At 38.4% G+C, this 20,008-nt stretch carries 19 protein-coding genes; 3 read left to right on the forward strand and 16 right to left on the reverse strand.

The annotated features are described in order from the left end of the window. Positions 1-181: 181 nt before the first annotated feature. The 13 genes from ABS917_RS12515 to ABS917_RS12575 form a co-directional block, all read right to left on the reverse strand. Positions 182-463 (reverse strand): GNAT family N-acetyltransferase, encoded by a 282-nt coding sequence (locus ABS917_RS12515; protein ID WP_350479285.1) that lies wholly within the window; start codon positions 461-463, stop codon positions 182-184. A 97-nt stretch (positions 464-560) separates the two neighbouring features. Then, positions 561-1,475 (reverse strand): DUF1002 domain-containing protein, encoded by a 915-nt coding sequence (locus tag ABS917_RS12520; RefSeq protein ID WP_350479286.1) that lies wholly within the window; start codon positions 1,473-1,475, stop codon positions 561-563. Positions 1,476-1,594: 119 nt separating this feature from the next. Further along, entirely contained in the window at positions 1,595-2,452 is an 858-nt protein-coding gene (locus ABS917_RS12525) for a CvfB family protein (protein WP_350479287.1), read from the reverse strand. Between the two features lie 26 nt (positions 2,453-2,478). Next, complete coding sequence (gene mntR / locus ABS917_RS12530; RefSeq protein ID WP_079523318.1) at positions 2,479-2,898, reverse strand: transcriptional regulator MntR; 420 nt, start codon at positions 2,896-2,898, stop codon at positions 2,479-2,481. Positions 2,899-3,213: 315 nt separating this feature from the next. Continuing rightward, positions 3,214-3,495 (reverse strand): late competence development ComFB family protein, encoded by a 282-nt coding sequence (locus ABS917_RS12535; protein ID WP_350479386.1) that lies wholly within the window; start codon positions 3,493-3,495, stop codon positions 3,214-3,216. 159 nt (positions 3,496-3,654) lie between these two features. Continuing rightward, positions 3,655-5,799 carry a heavy metal translocating P-type ATPase gene (locus tag ABS917_RS12540; RefSeq protein WP_350479288.1) on the reverse strand — a complete coding sequence of 715 codons (2,145 nt, stop codon included), beginning with the start codon at positions 5,797-5,799 and terminating at the stop codon, positions 3,655-3,657. After that, the gene (locus tag ABS917_RS12545) at positions 5,780-6,124 is read right to left on the reverse strand and encodes an ArsR/SmtB family transcription factor (RefSeq protein WP_350479387.1); all 345 of its coding nucleotides are present in this window, start codon (positions 6,122-6,124) and stop codon (positions 5,780-5,782) included. The genes ABS917_RS12540 and ABS917_RS12545 overlap by 20 nt, the downstream gene beginning before the upstream one ends. A 120-nt stretch (positions 6,125-6,244) precedes the next feature. Then, positions 6,245-8,656 carry a penicillin acylase family protein gene (locus tag ABS917_RS12550; RefSeq protein WP_350479289.1) on the reverse strand — a complete coding sequence of 804 codons (2,412 nt, stop codon included), beginning with the start codon at positions 8,654-8,656 and terminating at the stop codon, positions 6,245-6,247. A 74-nt stretch (positions 8,657-8,730) separates the two neighbouring features. Then, positions 8,731-9,489: an exodeoxyribonuclease III gene (locus ABS917_RS12555; protein ID WP_350479290.1), complete on the reverse strand. Its 759-nt coding sequence runs from the start codon at positions 9,487-9,489 to the stop codon at positions 8,731-8,733. A gap of 101 nt (positions 9,490-9,590) precedes the next feature. After that, positions 9,591-10,502 (reverse strand): UDP-N-acetylmuramate dehydrogenase, encoded by a 912-nt coding sequence (gene murB / locus ABS917_RS12560; protein WP_350479291.1) that lies wholly within the window; start codon positions 10,500-10,502, stop codon positions 9,591-9,593. A gap of 85 nt (positions 10,503-10,587) precedes the next feature. Next, entirely contained in the window at positions 10,588-10,893 is a 306-nt protein-coding gene (locus ABS917_RS12565) for a winged helix-turn-helix transcriptional regulator (protein ID WP_079523324.1), read from the reverse strand. 200 nt (positions 10,894-11,093) lie between these two features. Beyond that, the gene (locus ABS917_RS12570) at positions 11,094-11,732 is read right to left on the reverse strand and encodes an FMN-dependent NADH-azoreductase (RefSeq protein ID WP_350479292.1); all 639 of its coding nucleotides are present in this window, start codon (positions 11,730-11,732) and stop codon (positions 11,094-11,096) included. Positions 11,733-11,927: 195 nt separating this feature from the next. Further along, a complete protein-coding gene (locus ABS917_RS12575) occupies positions 11,928-12,632 on the reverse strand; it encodes a DsbA family oxidoreductase (RefSeq protein WP_350479293.1) in 705 nt (234 codons plus the stop codon). A gap of 164 nt (positions 12,633-12,796) precedes the next feature. Here ABS917_RS12575 and ABS917_RS12580 point away from each other — a divergent pair, with 164 nt between their 5' ends. Next, positions 12,797-14,173, forward strand: coding sequence for an FAD-dependent oxidoreductase (locus ABS917_RS12580; protein ID WP_350479294.1), 1,377 nt, complete (start codon positions 12,797-12,799; stop codon positions 14,171-14,173). 21 nt (positions 14,174-14,194) lie between these two features. On the opposite strand, the gene ABS917_RS12585 is transcribed toward ABS917_RS12580, so the two are convergent. The 3 genes from ABS917_RS12585 to ABS917_RS12595 form a co-directional block, all read right to left on the reverse strand. After that, the gene (locus ABS917_RS12585) at positions 14,195-15,121 is read right to left on the reverse strand and encodes a manganese-dependent inorganic pyrophosphatase (protein ID WP_350479295.1); all 927 of its coding nucleotides are present in this window, start codon (positions 15,119-15,121) and stop codon (positions 14,195-14,197) included. A gap of 132 nt (positions 15,122-15,253) precedes the next feature. After that, positions 15,254-16,102, reverse strand: a complete 849-nt coding sequence (locus ABS917_RS12590; protein WP_350479296.1) for a MurR/RpiR family transcriptional regulator — start codon at positions 16,100-16,102, stop codon at positions 15,254-15,256. Between the two features lie 357 nt (positions 16,103-16,459). After that, positions 16,460-17,692: an MFS transporter gene (locus tag ABS917_RS12595; RefSeq protein WP_350479297.1), complete on the reverse strand. Its 1,233-nt coding sequence runs from the start codon at positions 17,690-17,692 to the stop codon at positions 16,460-16,462. Positions 17,693-17,901: 209 nt separating this feature from the next. On the opposite strand from ABS917_RS12595, the gene thrC reads away from it, so the two are divergent. Together thrC and thrB are read left to right on the forward strand one after the other, a co-directional pair. Then, positions 17,902-18,960, forward strand: a complete 1,059-nt coding sequence (gene thrC, locus ABS917_RS12600; RefSeq protein ID WP_350479298.1) for a threonine synthase — start codon at positions 17,902-17,904, stop codon at positions 18,958-18,960. Then, the gene (gene thrB, locus ABS917_RS12605; protein ID WP_350479299.1) at positions 18,957-19,874 is read left to right on the forward strand and encodes a homoserine kinase; all 918 of its coding nucleotides are present in this window, start codon (positions 18,957-18,959) and stop codon (positions 19,872-19,874) included. Before thrC ends, thrB begins: the two co-directional genes overlap by 4 nt. Positions 19,875-20,008 lie beyond the last annotated feature (134 nt).

Here is a 20,008-nt window from a genome sequence, read left to right on the forward strand (position 1 = left end):
CACAGAAATTACATATAAAGGTACGGAGATTCTTACGCTTCTCGGTGTTTCAGGAGTTATTACAGCTCTAATTTCATTATTTGTAGGATTCTAAAAAACATGACAATCAATCCAAAGAAATTTATAACTCCATAATAAAACACGATTTTCCAAAAAATGAGAATCGTGTTTTTTTATTTTACTATACTTTTACATCGTCATACGCATCGCTTTTTTGGAATGAAGAAACGACATATGAACAAATGGCCTTCATTTTGTAATTGTTTTCTCGGGCGTAATCCGCAGCTGCATCTAAAAGCTTTTTGGCTACCCCTTGACCGCGCAGCACATCGGATACATACGTATGATCCATATTCATGACACCGTCACGTAAAACCCAAGTAATCTCAGCAACACGCTGACCGTTCAATTCATATTCCAGAGCACCATAGTTATTCCCTTTGTCTTTATAAATAAATTCCATATTTCTCCCTCCTTCTGTACTTCACAATATACCATAATTTGAATTTTTGAAAAAATAAAAGCACCCGATTTACGAGTGCTTTCATTGAATGACTATTTTATTTGAACCAAGATGAAATTGTATCGATTAAATTATTAAAGAAATTTTTGACGCTTTGCCAAAATCCTTCATCCTCTAATATCGCACCGAACTTCTCATCAAACTTTGCCGTTAAATCTGAAAGCTGTGATGATAATTTACCGAAATCGATATTCAAATTACTGATTCGGTCCATTAAATCCACTAAAAGCTGACGGTCTGCCTCACTTAAATTGATTTGCAGTTTGTTCAGCTGCTCTTCAACAATTTGCTGAACTTCTTCTTTTGTTGCCGGTTTATTTTCTGCAATTGCTTTCTTAATCTCTGTCAATAATTCCGCAACTTGTGCATCTGAAACTCCTGCCGATTCTGCAATTGATGTAGCAACTGATAATTCGTCATTTGCGACATCTGTACGCTCAATATCTAATGTCTCACCTGTTTTTGCTTCATATGCTTTATATATCCCGACTAATGCCGAGTGACCTGTTACTGGTTTTGGTGCTGCAATTTCCACGATCGCATCTTCAATGCCTGCCGTTAACATGGCATTTGCATACATTTCAGATGTTACTTGTGTAATATTATCTGGTGTTACGATACTAATTGTAAGTCCCTTGCCTGCATCTTGACGTGTAATTTTCGCAGATGAAAACATACGTGAACTTGGGTTACTATCTTTTATATATTTTGCTAAATCCTGTCCTGAAATTGTAATTTCATCTACTTCTGTTTCCTGATCTACACGCAAAGCAATTTTCACTGTTTCTTTTTCATCAGCAGATAAGTTACTTCCATAAACAACGATTGGTACACCGAGTTTTTCATTGATTGGATTTTTTTGTTCAGTAGTCGCTGCAGAAGCGCTCATTGGTAAAACAAAAGAAATTAATAACGCGAATGCTGCAATGACAGCCATCCATTTTTGTTTCATTTTATAAATCCCCCTTTGCGAATGTATATGTTGTCCAATTAACTATACATTCTTTAATTAATACGAATAAAAAAAGTAAAAGGTTTCATATACATTTCCCCTTTTACTTATAGTTGTATCTAAACGATTTCTGTCCAGCCGTCTTTTTGCGTAATTTTGCGCGCTTTCATGAGAGTACCTAGTGCACGCTTAAAGGAACCCTTACTCATATTGAACATTTCAGAAATTTCCTCTGGTGTTGACTTATCACCAAACGGCATTTTTCCGCCGACACTTTCCAAATATGCAAAGATTTTTTCAGCATCATCACCTAAGCGTTCATGTTTTCGAGGCAAAAATGAGCCGTTTAACGAGCCATCTTCCTTCACATCAATAATGCGCACTTGCACTTCTTGTCCTAAACGTGGCTCAGCTTTCATTTCCGATTCGTGTACGAAAATACGATAAGGATTTTCAACACCCAATAAAAATGATCCTACCGGTAATAGACGGTATGGTCGTGCTGTAATGTTTTTGTTGAACATGTCTTCCGCTGCGCCTTCATACATGTCATTAACTTTTTCTTCTGTAATTAAACGACCGAATAAATCCCCGTTGCGATCTGTACGTAATGTAATGTACAAATAATCTCCTGATTCCGGCCATACTTCTTCAATAGCCGGTAAGTCTTCGGCACGTACTAATACTTCGCGTGATGTACCAATATCACAGAAAGCGCCTTCTTTTGTTACTTTCAACACGCGTGCCCAACCGTAATCCGCTTCTGTAATATGCGGAATGGCTGTCGTTGCCTGAAGGTCTCCACGGCGATCCGTATAAAGGAATACTTTTAAAACATCGCCGATCGCAATTGTTTCTGCTACATCTGATGCATTTAAAGGAATTTCCAGTTCACCATTTGTTAAAATATAACGTGACCCTTGTTCTTCCAATACCGTTAATTCCACTACTTGTCCTGATTTTATTAATTGATTCATAATATTCTCCTTTTTCTTGTCAATCATTACATACTATGATTTGATTTCATTTCTTCCAGCTTCTTTGTCATTTGAGGCTCTTCTTCTAAAAGCTGTACAAGATCCGCAATGCGATCTATGGAATTCCAGCTCAAGTGATGTTCAATACCTTCAACGTCTTCATATATACGTTCTTCATCTACCCCTATTAAACGCAAAAATTGTTCCAGCAAATCATGTCGCTGAACAAGTCTCTTTCCTAACTTTTGCCCTTTTGGCGTTAATGTTAAGCCTCTATATTTTTCATATATTAAATAGCCGTCTTTATCCAATTTCTGCACCATTTTTGTAACGGAGGAAGGTAGAACAGATAAAGCTTCCGCAATATCGGACACACGTGCATACCCTTTATGTTCAATTAGTAGATAAATTTGTTCGATGTGGTCCTCCATGCTAGGTGTTGGCATAGCTGTTCCCTCTCTTTCCAATTGCTTCTTTCAGTTTACTACAATTTCACGCAAAAAGTTAACTGAAAACAGTAAACGCATAATTTACATTTGCTTAGTTTCATAAAATATTCGGCTATGGTTACATAGTAAGCGGATTAGTCAGCCATTGCCGTTATTGTGGCAATTTTAAACGGTCTTCCTACGCTAAAAGGCGTTAAAAGAAAAAGGCTATTGCAATTAGTATGTCCCTAATTGAATAACCTCTTCATTTTATCTTTTATAAAACTTGATCATGACTGCTTATATACATAAAGAAAACATTGAAGTCACTGCTTATGGATGCTTAGGATATTGTTTTACAATGTGAAGTGCACGGATAATCTGTTTATTGATTTCCTCAAGATTTTCCGGTGTGCTCATTTGTTTAAATACAGCATCTCTAGTCTCGTTTGATGTAACATAACGAGCTGGCAATACATTTAAAACAATTGCATTCACATCCATCTCACATTGTTCACAATGACAAAATGTTTGATATTCAACGCCATGCAGCAGAAAACTAACAAGCCCTTTTACAATTTCTTCTGTTACATTTATTAATTTAATACCTGACATTGCCATCTTTCGCCTCATTTTTTAAACTAGATTCTCTTCTACAATCATATAACGCCAAGTAATATAACTCAATCATTTTGATTAAAACATGTGACTTTTTTACTTTCGATTAAAAAGACATATTTCTATAATTTTACTCACTTTATAAATACCAGTATACTACTTTTCTACCTTTAATAAGCGTAATGAATTTAAAATAACTATTAATGTTGCTCCCATGTCAGCAAAAATTGCAATCCATAATGTAAGCCAGCCCGGGATGATGAGTAAAATCGCCACTAATTTCAGACCGAGCGCAAAGGTAATGTTTTGCTTAATAATTTTTAATGCTTTTTTGCTAAGTTTCATAGTATATGGCAGTTTTGAAAGATCATCTGCCATAAATACAATTTGAGCAGTTTCGAGTGCTGCATCAGTGCCTGCACCGCCCATCGCAATTCCGATATTTGCTGATGCCAATGCCGGTGCATCATTAACCCCGTCTCCCAACATGGCAACTGATCCATACTGCTGTTGCAATTCTTTCATAGCCTGTAATTTATGATGCGGTAAAAGATTTGCCCGTATGTCATCTATTTGAAGTTGCTGAGCAATTTTTTGTGCGGTCAATTGTGCATCACCTGTCAGCATAACAGTATGTTTAATATAATTTTCATGAAGTTTTTGAATTACCTTTTTACTTTCAGGACGAATTTGATCTGCTATCGATAAAACCCCTAAAACGCGTTCGTTATTTGCAGCAACAATTACCGAATGACCATTTGAAGCAAGCTGGTCAATTTTTTTCAACAGTTGTTGCGAAACAGCAACACGTGATTGAATCCAAGGAACACTTCCAGCATAAATTACTTCGCCTTCCACTGTTCCATAAGCTCCTTTTCCTGTTACAGACTGAAACTCCTGAACAGTAGGGACAGTAATTTTTTCTTCAAATGCCTTTGCTAAAATTGCGCGTGCTAATGGATGCTGCGACTTTTTTTCTACTGCTGCTATCTTTGCAAGTAATGTACGCGAATCTTCGGCATTATTTTCTACTATTATTTCCATTACTTCCGGCTGCCCTTTTGTAAGGGTACCTGTTTTATCGAATGCTACTGCTTTAATACGACCCAGTTCTTCTAAATAGGCGCCACCTTTAATTAAAACACCATTACGAGCAGCATTACCGATTGCGGTAACGATGGCTACAGGTGTTGAAATAACAAGTGCGCATGGGCATCCGACCACTAAAACAGCTAACCCTTGATAAACCCAGTGCATCCAATCACCTGTAACAATACTCGGCCCGATGGCGACCAGCAAGGCGACCAGCATAATGAAAGGTGTATAATACTTGGCAAAGCGGTCAACAAACTTTTGGGAAGGAGCTTTTTCAGCCTGCGCTTCTTCCACTAAATGAATGATTTTTGCAATAGTTGTATCTTCCACACGTTTTGTTACTTCTATTTCTAAAGCACCTGCTTCATTTAATGTACCTGCGAAGACGGCATCTCCCACATTTTTTGTTACTGGTACAGATTCCCCGGTGATTGCAGCCTGGTTTACAGTGGAAACTCCTGCGGCGACAATACCATCCATAGCAATTTTCTGGCCAGGCTTTACAATAAGTATGTCCCCCACTTGAATATCTTCCGTCGCCAGCTCCATTTCACGAAGATTCGTATCATGGACTCTTTTAATCACGGCAGTTTTCGGTGTCAGATCAATCAACTGAGTAATTGACTCCCGTGCTTTATTCATTGAGTAAGCTTCCAATGCCTCACTAACAGCAAAGAGAAACACGACAATTGCTGCTTCCTGCCATTCACCGATAATCGCGGCTCCGGTAATCGCAATCGTCATCAAGGTTTTCATATCAAACTCTAAACGCAGTAGATTTTTTATACCCGTTATGAAAATGGGGTAACCCCCAACAACGATAGCAATAGCATATAGACTATTTTCGTAAAGTTGCCCTTCATTAAAAACAAAGCTGCATATGACACCTATCAAAACGAAAAGTAATGAAAACCCTGCCAGCTGATTTTCTCTCCGTTTATAAAAAGGGATTTTCTCTATTACTTTCCGTTCTTTTGCCGGTGAAACTTTAATGCCGTCAAATGCTCCGGCAGCTTCAAGTTCGGAAACGGACACATCTCCAGTTACAGTTAATTTTGCCGCTCCAAAATTCAATTGGGCTTCTTTTACGGAATCAATGTCTTTTACATTTCGTTCAAATTTTGCCGCGCAGTTTGCACAAGATAGATTTTCCAGACGGTATTGTACGGTTTTTTCCACGATAAGGTCACTCCTTCGAATGTTCATAAGCAATCTTTACAATTTGATACACGTGATCATCTGCCAAAGAGTAAAACACCAGTTTCCCTTCCCGTGCAGATTTTGCCAACCCATGTTCTTTTAAGTATCTTAAATGATGGGATGCGGTTGCTGTACTCGTTCCGAGAATTGCTGCTACATCACAAACGCATAACCGTTCTTCTATTGTGAGGGCAAATGTAATTTTAAGTCGTGTTTCATCTGCGAGCGCTTTTAGAAATTTTGTTACCTTTGACAGTTCCGGCATTTGCGCTCTTACCGTTTCTACCGTTTTCACATTTACCTTAGTGACATCGCAAGTTTCCTTCACTATTCGCACCTCATTCTAATGTTCGTTTGAATGTATTATAGCTTATGCATATATAACGTTCAAATGATTGTTTGAATGAAAAAAATCCTCCCTTTATAAATAGGGAGGATTTTTACACTATTACTATTCGGCTTTTAATATTAATTCGTAACCATGGTCGATATTGCCATTGATTTTGGTTTTATGATAGCGCCCGTAAACCCAGTTTGAAGTCTGGTTGTCATACCATTTCGATTTCACATGTCCGCTCTGTCCTGGACCGACAATATGATATGCTGACGATAAATTATCCAAGTCCGCAACAAAGCGCCAAGATGCACCGTGATTTACGTTTCCGCTGCCATCTTCGGAAGCTGCTTGTACGGTAACACTTGAACCGCCAACCGGTAGTTTTTCAGGATTGACATAGTCTGCTAAAAAGTCCGATGCGCTTGCTAATGGATGTTTAAATATCAGCTGATTATAGCTGCCCCATTTCCATTTTGAAACAGACGTCCCAAATTTACCTTTGATCTCCGTTACAGCATCCTCGAATGCAGTATAAACGAATTTATCCAGTCCGCCTTCTTCTGTAATCCAGACACCCGGATTACCTGCATATGCGTCACGCAGCATTTGGTCGGTGATTTGCGATTTTCCAGGCATTAATTTGTAAACATCATCAGGCATTGCATCTTGGAATAAAGCTTTTTCCATATTTTCAATTAAGAAGTGGTACACAAGTGGTGCACCTTGATCTTTGTCATCGTAATACTCCCATTCTTCCAGAAGTGTAATGACATTCTTGTACTTGGCATCTTTATCTTGTGCTTTAATCGTTTCAAGCAAGCCTGGTAAAAATTCTACGGCATGCAAATTCTTTTTATCCATTTGCATCCCCTTCATTTCCGCAACAGAAAGCTTTAATAATTCACCTGTTTCCTCATCATACATCGGTGTTTTAATCATCTCTACGATCCGTTCATAACGATAAGGCTGAGCCCAAAGATTTGAAATATGGTAAGGATACTCCTCTCCCACAACTTGATTGTTCGCTGTTGCAATAAAGCCTTCTTCCGGATTAATAACTGTTGGCAGCTCATCAAACGGGATATAGCTTTCCCACCCGTATTCCGACGAGTTACCTGGCACTGGTAAAGAACCTGTACCTTGTTTACGGATTGGTACTAGACCATTTGCTTTGTATGCAATTGTTCCATCAGTTGAAGCAAACACAAAGTTTTGTGCCGGTGCTTTAAAGTCCTCTAGCGCAACTTCAAACTCTTCCCAATCTGTTGCTTTATTGAAACCTAATACTGCTTTTAATTCCTGAGTTGATTGCAGTGCTGTCCATTGCATAGAGAACTGCTCTTTCATCTTTGTATCTTTTAGCATGATGTTAGAAATGATTGGACCATGGCGTGTTTCCACAACTTCAAAGTCCACCGTTTCACCATCTTTAACTTTGATCGGCTCTTGTCGTACAGTTGCCTCTTCCCATTCACCGTCATATTCAAATTCATAAGGGTTTTCCGGGTTTGGCTTTTCAATATATAAATCTTGCACGTCCGGGTTCACATTCGTTACGCCCCATGCAATTTGTTCGTTATGCCCAAGAATAATTCCAGGGATCCCTGCAAAAATTACACCACTTACATTTTGTTCAGGTGATTGCAGATGCATCTGATACCATACAGATGGCGTGCTTAATCCTAGATGTGGATCATCTGCAAGTAATGGCTTACCTGATTTTGTAAGCTCACCACTTACAACCCAGTTATTACTGCCGTTATGTTCTGACGGTAAATAATCTGTTGGAATGGCACTTGCAATATCGGTTTCCAGATTTAAATTGGCCTCAATAATTGATTGAGCGTTTTCCGGGTACTCTACAAACAATTCTTCAGCTTGTTCTTGTGTATAGTTTTGCATTGCCCATGATCGGAAAGCTTGCTGATTCCAGTTTCCGCCTAAGTCATATGCCATATATTTTCCGATTGTCAATGAATCAATCGGTGTCCAAGCTTCGGGCGTATACCCAAGTAGTTTGAATTCATATGATAGTTTGCTTGTATCTTTTACTTCATCGATAAAAGCATTTACACCTTCAGCATACCATTCAAGAATTTGTTTTGACTGTGCATCATAGTCATCCCATGATAACTCTGCAGCATGTCGTAAACTGAATGTACGGAAAAACTTATCAGTATTTACTGCAGATTCCCCTACCACTTCAGCTAAAGTACCACTTGCTTGGCGGCGCGCTAAATCCATTTGGAATAAACGATCCTGTGCCTGTACATAGCCTTGTGCACGGTAAAGATCTGCATCAGACTTGGCCACAATGTGCGGAACCCCTACACCATCTCTCGTAACTTCCACATCGTCATCTAAAATCGATACCGCAAGCTCACCTTCAATGACAGGTTTAGAATTTGCTACGTATAAGTGCAATCCTGCTACCGCTGCACCACCTACAATAATTAAAATACCAACTGCCCAAATGACGATGTTTATAATTTTGCGCCCTTTTGACTTTTTCGCCTGTTGTGCCATAAATTCCACCTCTTTTTTTCTGTTTTTACAAAGCTTTATGCTGTAAAAGTTCTATTTCTATTAGTCTATTCATCTTACACCGTTTTTAATTTTAATACGATAGGACAATGATCGCTACCTAAAATTTCTGAATGTATCGATGCTTCCTCTACTTTTTCAACAAGTCGGTCAGAGATAATAAAATAGTCGATGCGCCAGCCGATATTTCGCTCACGTACTTTCGCCATATAACTCCACCATGTAAAATGGTCGGTTACGTCCGGATGGAAATGACGAAACGTATCTGTAAATCCACTTGAAAGTAAATCTGTCATCTTCCCGCGCTCTTCATATGTAAATCCGGAGTTCCCGATATTGGATTTCACATTTTTAATATCCAGTTCACTATGTGCAACATTTAAATCTCCACAATAAATGACGGGCTTTTTCGCATCAAGTTCCTTCAAATACAGTGCCATCCGGTCTTCCCATTGCAGCCGCTCTTCCAAACGAGTTAAATCTCTCTTTGCATTCGGTGTGTACGTATTCACTAAATAAAAGTTTTCATACTCTAATGTAAGGATGCGGCCTTCATCTGCCGCAATTTCACTTTCGATGCCGTAGTAAACTGCTAACGGTTCATGTTTGGTAAATACAGCTGTACCCGAATATCCTTTTTTTAATGCTGAGTGCCAATATTGATAATATCCCTCAAGTTGAAGGTCAATCTGTCCTACCTGGCATTTCGTTTCCTGGATACAGAAAAAGTCCGCATCCATTTCACTGAAATAATCCAAAAATCCTTTATTTACACATGCCCGAATACCATTCACATTCCACGAAATAAATTTCATCTTTCTTACTCCTTTTAAGTATTTCATATTAATTATCCAATAAAAAAAAGAGAACTCGCGCTAAATTAGCACGAGTTGAAGTCATTTTATATCATCCAAGATTAGTCTTCACCGACGATTTTTACTTCCATTTCCAAGTCGATATCGTACTTCTCTTTTACAACACGCTGTACCATTTGAATTGTATCGATATAGTCCTTTGCCGTAGCATTGTTTTTATTGACGATAAATCCTGCATGCTTTGTAGAAACTTCTGCCCCTCCGACACCTTTACCTTGCAATTCACTATCCTGAATAAGCTTACCTGCAAAATAACCTGGTGGACGTTTGAATACACTGCCCGCCGAAGGGTATTCGAGCGGCTGCTTCGATTCACGCTGGAACGTTAAATCGGCAATCTTCTCATCGATTTGCTTTTGGTCACCGTGTGCTAATTGGAAAGTAGCAGACAGTACTAAGTAGCCTTTTTTTGCAATGATACTTTTCCGGTAAGAAAGCTCAAGTTGTTCGTTGTTCAGCTCAAGAAGCTCGCCTTCCGGTGTTAATACTTTACAAGATGTGACGATATCTTTAACCTCACCACCGTAAGCGCCGGCATTCATTGCCATTGCTCCACCGATTGAACCTGGAATACCGCATGCAAACTCAAAACCGGTTAAGCTTTGAGCTGCAACTTGTTTTGATACTTCTTTAATCAAAGCACCACTTTGCGCATAAACCGTATCACCTTCAATGCGAATTTCGTCCAATAAAGCAAAATGCAGGACGATTCCACGTACACCGCCATCACGGACGACCATATTGGAGCCGTTCCCCAGCATCAGTAGCGGTACATTATTATCATATGCATACTTAACGACAGCTGCTGCTTGCTCTTCAGTTTTCGGCAGCACTAAAATATCTGCCTTACCGCCAAGTTTTGTCATTGTATATTTTTTTAATGTTTCATTTTTCTTTATATTAGTTGAAGGGATCCATTGTAATAAATCATTTTCCCACTGTTGAATTGTCATAAAAAACATTTTCCTTTCCCGTAAAGCTGACGTACTTTTTAAGTATCTGTTTTTATAACGCTTTTTACAAGTAAAACAGCATGATTTATAACCAAGTTTTTGCCCATATTTCAATTTCTCTCACAGTTTGTTCAAGGGAACGCCCTTTATCCGTTAAATTATACTCAACACGAACCGGTACTTCTGAATACACTTTACGTTCAACTATACCTTCTTTTTCGAGTTCCTTTAAGCGCTCTGACAGTAAGCGTCCACTAATTGGCAATGCTGCCTCGATCGCATTGAATCGTTGAGGTCCTTCCAACAATTGATAAATAATTAAAGCTGTCCAGCGTTTCCCGACTAGCTCCATTGCTTTTGATAGACGCGGACATAGTGCTGATTCTTTCATTTTCTTCACCTCATATTCACTACTCTAAAACTAAATTTATTTAACTGCTACTTATATATTACCACTTCTCATTAATTACGAAAAGTAAGTAGCTTACTGCCAAGTGAATATTTGTCTTAATAAATACCTTTGCCCGATTAAAAAAAGAAGGGAGCTCACTACTTTGTGAGCAACCCTTCTCTACTATATGAATAATTAAATTAAGCTGTTACTTTTGCCAAATTTTGTGCTGCAGCTTTTACTCTTTCTAAGCCTTCAGCAATAATTTGTTCAGCTCCAGCTGGATTTGAAGCATGACCTTCGATAATAACTTCATCGATTTTTTCCATACCATATACGCCACCGATTACTGCATTAATATAGTTTACTGACATTTCTGATGCAGATGCTTGTGGTGTTGAGTAAATACCGCCACGTGCGTTTAATACGATATATTTTTTGTCTGTCATTAAGCTTACTAATTGACCTTGTTCATTATATTTGAATGAATAGCCTGCACCATAAGTGTAATCGATGAATGATTGTAATGCTGCCGGAATTGTTAAGTTCCATAATGGGAATGCAAATACTACTACATCTGCAGCTGTTAAAGCTTCACGAGATTTGTTAAAAGCAGCTAAAGAACCTGCTTCGATTGCTGATAATTCTTCGCCTGCTTGTGCTTTACCGAAAGCGTTGAATAATTCTTGTCCGAAATATGGCATATTTTCCTCAAATACGTCAAAAGTTGTTACATTTAAACCTTCATAGTTCGCTACTTCAGCCATAAATGTTTCATACATTTTTGTTGATACGCCATCCGGGCGGTTATTTGCTTTTACTACTAATACGTTTGTCATCTTTCATTTCTCCCTACTATTTTCAATATTATTTATTTTTAAAATCTTTTATCTTGTTTTAAAGTATCTCAAATTCGAGGTACTTTAATATAATAAAAGAACAACCTAAAAAAATCAATTAGATTATTCTCATACTTTAGTCTGAATTCCTATTTCGCTTTTATATAAATATGCGAATCCAGGTAAAATTCCCTGTTAAATATCACAAGAATCATCGGTACACGCAGCGCCGTCTATGCCTTGCATTTTCAAAGGCTTACGTAAACCGATTTCCTGTGCTGCTTTTTCAATCGTTTGTTCAAATACTTCCTGTGGTTGTGCACCAGAAATGCCATACTTATTATCAATGACAAAGAAAGGTACGCCGCGTACTCCAAGATTTTGAGCAACCGCAATATCTTGCTCAACCTGCTCCATATACTCGTTGCTCTCGATAACTTGACGGGCTTTTTCTGCAGATAGTCCGACTTCTTTTGCTAATGTCAGTAATACCTCAGTTTGTCCGATTGCTTCACCTTCTAAAAAGTAAGCTTTTAAAACGCGCTCGGTAAATTCTTTTTCTTTCCCTTCTGTTTCAGCCCATTTTGCTAAACGGTGCGCTTTTACAGTGTTTGCACTTTTCATTTCATCAAAATTGTACTCAAGCCCTACTTCTTCGGCACGTGCTGTAACATTTGCTGTCATTTTCTTAACTTCATCTAATGAAATCTGGTATTTTCGTGACAGTTCTTCATATACAGAGCTTGTCGTATCAACTGGTGTTGTAGGATCCAATAAATAGCTTTTATATGCTACTTCAATCACATCCCCATACCCAAGTTCATCTAATGCGATTTCTAATTGTTTCTTGCCGATATAGCAAAAAGGACATACATAGTCAGACCATACTTCGATTTTCATGCTAATCACTCTCCTTGTCTTGTATTGTAGCGAGCAACTATTCAAAAGTACAATGTTTGAAACTAGCCTCCCCCCACATAATGGCTGAGGAATTTTTATTATGTGACAACATCTGAATAAATATTGGTCAAATACCCTATGCTAAAAAATAAAAAGGTGATATTTTGAAACAATCTCTCTGGCTTCCAACACATTCAGATTTTGCTGCCCCTACTTTGCAAGAATCGATTAACTGCGATATATGTATAATCGGAGGGGGTATTAGCGGTATTTATACAGCATATTCTCTGGCTAAAGAGGGGCTTAGTGTCGTGCTAATCGAAGCAATGCCCCAGTTTGCACAAGGAACAACTGGCTATTCTACAGGAAAATTGACAGTCCAGCATAACCTCATTTACTCAAAACTTAGTGAAGAAGACGGGAAAATTTACTACGAGGCGAATAAACAGGCTATTGAAAAAGCTGTTTCCGAAAGTAGCACCAGTTTTACCCGAGCTACTTCGTATGTTTATACAGCTACTCCTCAAGGAAAGGAGCAGCTTTTAAACGAGGCGGAAAGCTATAAAAAAATTGGTATTCCCTTTGTTGCAACAAAGGACATCGAACTTTCGGTTCCTGTAGAGCTTGCGCTCGGTATCAAAAATGAAGGTCAGATCAATCCAGTCGAGTTCACAGATACGTATGTTCAATTAGCAAGAAAACATGGCGCACAACTATATTTAAATACGCGAGTCACTAAATTGGAAATGTCCAAAAATTGCCTTCATACAAGCAATGACAGTACCGTTCATTATAAAAAGCTGATTTTATGTACCCATTATCCAATAGAATCAATTCGTCAGCTTTATTCGATGAAGCTGCAAATCAAACGGTCTTATTTAACAGCAACAAAATATTCACAGCTGTTAGAAGGCCAATATTTAAGCGTCGATTCTCAAAGTCGTACAATCCGAACGGCGCTTATCGATAATCAGCCTTACTTTATCTATGGTGGACAATCGCATACTGCCGGCTCGACAAGTGATACAGACCCGTTTTATGAAACATTGCAGCATGAACTAACAACTGATTTTGAGCTTCCGCCATATGAATACGGCTGGAGCGCACAGGATGTTATGACTGCAGACCAAGTTCCTTATATCGGCCAGCTATCTCCGAGTGATGACAGTTTGTACATTGCAACTGGCTTCAATAAATGGGGGCTTTCTTCTTCACTTGTTGCAGGAACTTTGCTTACAGATCTTATTAAAAGAATCGCAAACCCGGCAGCCGCTTTATTCTCACCGAATCGTTCGAATTTCGGGAAGACATTTTACTTCATGCTGCAAACGGGCGGGATGATCGGAAAAGAGCTTGTAAAAGGCTATATTGACAGACCAGATGCGCCTAAGTGTACACACCTCGGCTGTAAAACAAGATGGAATGTTGCAGATGATACATGGGATTGTCCATGTCATGGATCACGCTATAATGCAAAAGGCGAAGTTATTGAAGGCCCTGCCGTCTATCCGTTAAAAATGAAAAAATCCGGTAACTCTTAAATGAGTTACCGGATTTATTTTTTATTTTAAGTTTTCAGTTAAAACTGGAACGATTTGCTTTTTACGTGATACAACGCCTGGTAAGCTGATGCGACCATTAACAATTGTTGCACCGAACGCTTTCGCTGCTTCTTCGGCAACTTGTCCAGCTGCTACTGCTGTTGAATCATTGTTTAAAATATCTGTTACGACAAAGAAGAATAGATCTAGGCCGTTATCTGCAATATTTTTGTTCAACAAGTTTTCAAGCTCTTCTTGGCGACCAAGAACGTCTTCGATATCCACTGCATTTACTTGGGCAACCGTCGCTTTATATTCACCAAATTCAAAGCCTTTTGCATCCAATGACAATAAATCTTCCAATGACTTATCAGAAAGGTCCGCACCTGCTTTTAGCATAGCTAAACCATATTGTGCAGTATCTACATTTGCAATTGCTGCCAATTCTTCACCAGCTTTTACATCTTGCTCTGTGCATGTTGGCGATTTGAATAATAATGTATCCGAAATAATAGCAGAAAGCATTAAACCAGCAATGTTAGCCGGAATTTCCACATTATTTTCTTTATATAATTTATTTAAGATTGTTGCTGTACAACCTACAGGCTCCGCACGGAAATATACTGGATCAGCTGTTACAAAGTTCGCAATACGGTGATGATCGATTACTTCCGTGATTTGTACTTCTTCGATTCCATCTGCTGATTGCTGAAACTCATTATGGTCTACTAAAATTGCTTGTGCCCCTTCATCTTTTACGTTAGCAATTAGACGCGGTGCTTCAAAGTTGAATTTTTCTAGTGCATACTTTGTTTCGTTATTTAATTCTCCAAGACGAACCGCTTCTGCATCTACACCTAATTGCTGTTTTAAGTATGCATAAACAATCGCTGAAGTAATTGTATCTGTATCTGGATTTTTATGTCCGAAAACTAATGATTTACTCATGAGTGAGCCTCCTATTAAATGCTTTTCGCTTTTAATTTTAACATAACGTAAAGAAAGTGAAAAACAGAAGATTTGCCAACATTGCTAAGCAAAAAGGAAAACTGTAATGGCTATGAGTTAGCCTTTACAGTTTTAGCTGATTGCTATTAAATTCGGCGTACTGAGTGAGCTTTTTGGCTTTTTACTATACTGCTCATATTGTTGCGGGTTTTGGCTTACCATTGATTCCACTAATATATGTAAAAGAGAGAAAATAGCAATTGTACAAGTGACTCCGTCTTCTTTTGTATTCGGAACGATAAGTACGGGGTTAGCCGGATCTGCATGAGGTGTTAGCTCTTTGTTACGGATTGCGACAATTTTTACATTCTTTCTTTTTGCAATTTCTACTGTTGTCGCCATATCTTCATATTCTTCATCAAGTGATATAATGAAAAGCAGTGAATCTTCATCCATATAGGCCAGTTGTTGGGCGATTTTGTCTGCCTCATGAGGAATAAAATGAACATGGTCTCGTAACCTATTGACATTGCTGTACATCCAAAATGCAACTGGTGTCGATTCTCTGAAACCTAAAAAGTGGATTTTCTTTGATGTATGTAACAATTGCACAACTTCTTCAACATCCTGCTCTTTTAGCTGGTTGAATGTTTTTGAAATGTTGGCGATATCTTTTTTGACAATGTCAGCTCCAATGTGATTTCGGATCTTTTTAGCAGGCATCGCTTGTTTAACTTCGGTTGCTTCGCCTTTTTCCATTAAGTATTCCTTCAGTTTATCTTGGAGCTCACTAAAACCTGCTAAATCCATTGAATAACAAAATCTGATTACAGTTGATTCACTTACATCTGCTAATCTTCCTACTTCGGAGGCGGTATGTGTTCCCACTATATTCGGATTATCCATAACAAACTGAGCAACTTTTCGTTGCCCCTTAGAAAGACGAATATACTTCTTTTTAATATTTTCGCAAATAGTCAAATTCTCCATCTCCCTTTCTTATATTTTTTTAAAATAATATCTCACTCATTCATGTAACTTTACGTGCGCTAAATTCTTAATAATAAAAAATACATTATCATGAATAATAATAGAATTCAACGAGTTTTCTGAAAAAACTTTAGCATACTAAAGAATATAAAAATTTGAATAGGAAATTGACATACTTTTGTAAAATTTATAATTTATAATTAAACTATTATTAAAAACCTCTTCTGTACATTTATCTATTAGGTATTTTTTTACAGTCCGAGAATTTAATAAAGGACCTGCGCTATTTTATTAGCACAGGTCCCTATTCATTATTATAAAAAACATTTTAATACTAATAATTTACAACTATAGTAACTCTGTTTGCTTTGTTTCTTTCCCTAAAAAAATAACCGCTAACACTCCAATGACGATCGCCACACAGAAAATCGCAAAAATATTGCTAATATCTAAGCCTTTTGTGAGCAATGTCCCAACTAGTAACGGACCGAAAATACCTCCAACACGACCTATTGCTGCCGCCATACCTGCTCCCGTTCCTCGTACAATTGCCGGATATTGCTCAGGTGTATATGCATATAAGGCACCCCATGCTCCTAAGTTAAAGAACGAAAGCAACATACCGGAAATCAACAATGTTTCGATTGATACTGCACCGCCGAATACAAAGGCACTTGCTGCAGTCCCTAATAAATATGTAACTAATACAAATTTTCGCCCAAATTTCTCGATGAACCAAGCAGCTGTAAAATAACCAGGTAATTGTGCTAACGTCATGATTAATACATATTTAAAACTTGATATTAAATCAAATCCCTTCCCTACCATTACACTTGGCAACCATAAAAACATGCCGTAGTAAGAAAATACAACTGCAAACCATAAAATCCAAAGCATCAGTGTAGAACGTGCATATTTTTTCTCCCATAATGTTGCGATGTTTTGAATAACCGAACGTTTTTTCGATTCTTCTTTTACCCTGAACTGTGGAGAATCCGGTAATTTCATTCTTATATAAATTGCATAAAGTGCAGGAATTGCCGTAATTAATAATGCAACTCGCCATCCTTCAATCGGCCAAAATTCAGCCGGTATAACGAAATAGGCAATAAGCGCGGCGATAAGCCAGCCTCCGGCCCAAAAACTTTCAAGTAAAACGACAACTCTTCCGCGTTCTTCAGCTTTTACACTTTCAGATACAAGTGTTGAAGCGACAGGTAATTCACCCCCAAGCCCCATGCCAACAAAGAAGCGCAAAATTAAAAAAAGGGTCAAAGTTGTTGTAAATGCGGATAAACCACTCGCAACTGAGAATAGTATTAGTGTCCACATAAAAATTTGCTTACGTCCTACTTTATCTGCAAGTACACCAAAAAACAGCGCACCAACTGCCATACCGATCGAGTTTACACTTGCAATCCAACCCATTTGACTACTATTTAATCCCCAGTCAACCGCAAGTGCTGCAATGATAAAAGATAAAATTCCAACATCCATTGCATCGAACATCCATCCAACCCCAGCTATACGTAGAAGTTTATTACGTGATAGGGGTTTTTGTTCATTTGTTTCCACCGACATTACTTTTCCACCTTCCATGTGTCTTTACACTTGACTTAACAATATTACTATCATACATTTCTTTCTTAAAAGTGACAACATTTTTTTAACTTAACGAATTGTTCCGACAATTTAACAATTCCTATTGAAATAAGGGACACATAGGTATAAAATGTCTTGTATACAAAAACAAATGTTCACCTAGCGAGAACAGAAGGAGTTTATTATCTATGTGGAAAGGTCTTATCGAAGAATATAAACAGTACCTACCTGTTACTGAAAATACACCTGCTTTATCACTAAATGAAGGAAATACACCACTAATCCCATTAGTAAATTTATCTAAAGAGCTTGGAATTGAGTTATACGGAAAAATTGAAGGCGCTAATCCAACTGGTTCTTTTAAAGACCGTGGTATGGTATTTGCTGTTGCAAAAGCAATTGAAGAGGGCTCTAAAGTTGTCATTTGTGCTTCTACAGGCAATACATCTGCAGCAGCCGCAGCATATGCGGCACGTGCCGGCATTCAGTCAATCGTAGTCATTCCTAAAGGCAAAGTGGCACTCGGTAAATTGGCACAAGCTTGCATGTACGGTGCGAAAATTATTGAAATTGACGGCAACTTTGATGATGCATTAAATATTGTGCGCAAAATCGGGGAAAATACTCCAATCGCACTTGTTAACTCTGTAAATCCATATCGTATTGAAGGTCAAAAAACAGCTGCGTTTGAAATTGTTGATCAACTTGGTCAAGCCCCAGACTACTTATGTATTCCTGTAGGAAACGCAGGGAATATTACAGCTTACTGGAAAGGCTTTAAAGAATATAATGAAGCAAAACAAAGCGGTCTTCCTAAAATGTACGGTTTTGAAGCAGAAGGTGCTGCTGCAATCGTGCAAGGAGCACCAATTGCAAATCCGGAAACAGTAGCAACAGCGATTCGTATCGGGAATCCAGCAAGCTGGAAGTTCGCTGAAACAGCTCGTGATGAGTCAGGCGGTCTAATTAATTCAGTAACTGATGATGAAATTTTAGATGCTTATAAACTAATCGCCAACAAAGAAGGGATCTTTGTGGAACCTGGTTCGGCTGCTTCATTAGCTGGTGTCATTAAGTCAGTGAAAGCCGGCAAAATCGCTGCAGGCAGCCGTGTTGTTACAGTCTTTACTGGAAATGGCTTAAAAGATCCTGATACAGCGATGAATGTTTCGACTGTAGACCTTGTCTCACTTCAAAATGATGAGCAGGAAATCCGTAATTATATCGAGGGCGTATTTAGTCTATGAGTAAAAAGTGGCAAATCAAAGTTCCTGGCAGTACAGCAAATTTAGGTCCTGGATTTGACTCCATTGGTCTTGGATTATCGCTCTATCTAACATTGGATGTCACATTACAGGATGAGTGGGAATTTGTGCATATTGGTGACAATGTGCCCTCTGAAACATCAGTCGAAACGCATTTAATTTATACAATCGCACAGCAGGTAGCAAAGCAATATAATGCGACCCTGCCTCCATGTAAAATCGAGATGACTAGTGAGCTTCCCCTTGCTCGTGGTATCGGCAGCAGTGCGGCAGCAATTGTAGGAGCTATTGAATTAGCCGATATTTTAGGGGATTTGAAATTATCGCAACAGGATAAGCTGAATATTTCATCTCAAATTGAAGGCCATCCTGATAATGCGACCGCTTCGGTATTGGGAGGATTGACGATCTCTTCAATGGATGAAGCAGGAATTGTGGACACACTACATATTCAGGAGATGGATGCGGCATTCGTTGTATTTATTCCGAATATCGAACTCAAAACAGCAGCATCACGCGGTGTTTTACCGGAGCAGTTTAAAAGAAGCTATGCAGTGCGTGCAAGTGCCAATGCGAATATGCTGGCCGCTTCCCTTATTGCAAAGGATTATGAGCGAATTGGACGTTATATGGAAGCAGATCTTTTCCATGAGCCTTTCCGTGCAAACCTCATTCCCGAATATAATGAAATTCGCGAAGCTGCAAAAAAGGCTGGAGCGTATGGAACTGCTTTAAGTGGTGCCGGTCCAACATTAATCTCAATGATTCCGCTCGCTTTATCCGAACAATTTGTTGAATCAATGCAGCAACAATTTCCGGACCATCAAGTCGTAGTGACAACCGCTTCACCATCCGGCTCAACTGTCAAAGTTATTAATAATATATTTATAGATTAAACTCTTCATTAGAGTGTTTAATGTACGTTATTCTCACATTGAATAACGTACATTTTTTGTTTTTTCTATCCTATTTTGCATTTTATGCATAATTCCCCTTAAATTTGGGTATATTAATAAATCTACTGTTAGAA

This window comes from Solibacillus sp., assembly GCF_040273735.1.
Classification (GTDB): Bacteria; Bacillota; Bacilli; order Bacillales_A; family Planococcaceae; genus Solibacillus.

Excerpts from the sequence above, each read along its gene's own strand:
- ABS917_RS12535 (WP_350479386.1), bottom strand. The coding sequence starts at position 3,495 with ATGTCAGGTATTAAATTAATAAATGTAACAGAAGAAATTGTAAAAGGG.
- murB (WP_350479291.1), bottom strand. The coding sequence starts at position 10,502 with ATGACAATTCAACAGTGGGAAAATGATTTATTACAATGGATCCCTTCA.
- thrB (WP_350479299.1), top strand. The coding sequence starts at position 18,957 with ATGAGTAAAAAGTGGCAAATCAAAGTTCCTGGCAGTACAGCAAATTTA.
- thrC (WP_350479298.1), top strand. The coding sequence starts at position 17,902 with ATGTGGAAAGGTCTTATCGAAGAATATAAACAGTACCTACCTGTTACT.
- ABS917_RS12570 (WP_350479292.1), bottom strand. The coding sequence starts at position 11,732 with ATGACAAACGTATTAGTAGTAAAAGCAAATAACCGCCCGGATGGCGTA.
- ABS917_RS12520 (WP_350479286.1), bottom strand. The coding sequence starts at position 1,475 with ATGAAACAAAAATGGATGGCTGTCATTGCAGCATTCGCGTTATTAATT.
- ABS917_RS12550 (WP_350479289.1), bottom strand. The coding sequence starts at position 8,656 with ATGGCACAACAGGCGAAAAAGTCAAAAGGGCGCAAAATTATAAACATC.
- mntR (WP_079523318.1), bottom strand. The coding sequence starts at position 2,898 with ATGCCAACACCTAGCATGGAGGACCACATCGAACAAATTTATCTACTA.
- ABS917_RS12595 (WP_350479297.1), bottom strand. The coding sequence starts at position 17,692 with ATGTCGGTGGAAACAAATGAACAAAAACCCCTATCACGTAATAAACTT.
- ABS917_RS12540 (WP_350479288.1), bottom strand. The coding sequence starts at position 5,799 with ATGAACATTCGAAGGAGTGACCTTATCGTGGAAAAAACCGTACAATAC.
- ABS917_RS12525 (WP_350479287.1), bottom strand. The coding sequence starts at position 2,452 with ATGAATCAATTAATAAAATCAGGACAAGTAGTGGAATTAACGGTATTG.
- ABS917_RS12585 (WP_350479295.1), bottom strand. The coding sequence starts at position 15,121 with ATGAGTAAATCATTAGTTTTCGGACATAAAAATCCAGATACAGATACA.
- ABS917_RS12515 (WP_350479285.1), bottom strand. The coding sequence starts at position 463 with ATGGAATTTATTTATAAAGACAAAGGGAATAACTATGGTGCTCTGGAA.
- ABS917_RS12575 (WP_350479293.1), bottom strand. The coding sequence starts at position 12,632 with ATGAAAATCGAAGTATGGTCTGACTATGTATGTCCTTTTTGCTATATC.
- ABS917_RS12555 (WP_350479290.1), bottom strand. The coding sequence starts at position 9,489 with ATGAAATTTATTTCGTGGAATGTGAATGGTATTCGGGCATGTGTAAAT.
- ABS917_RS12565 (WP_079523324.1), bottom strand. The coding sequence starts at position 10,893 with ATGAAAGAATCAGCACTATGTCCGCGTCTATCAAAAGCAATGGAGCTA.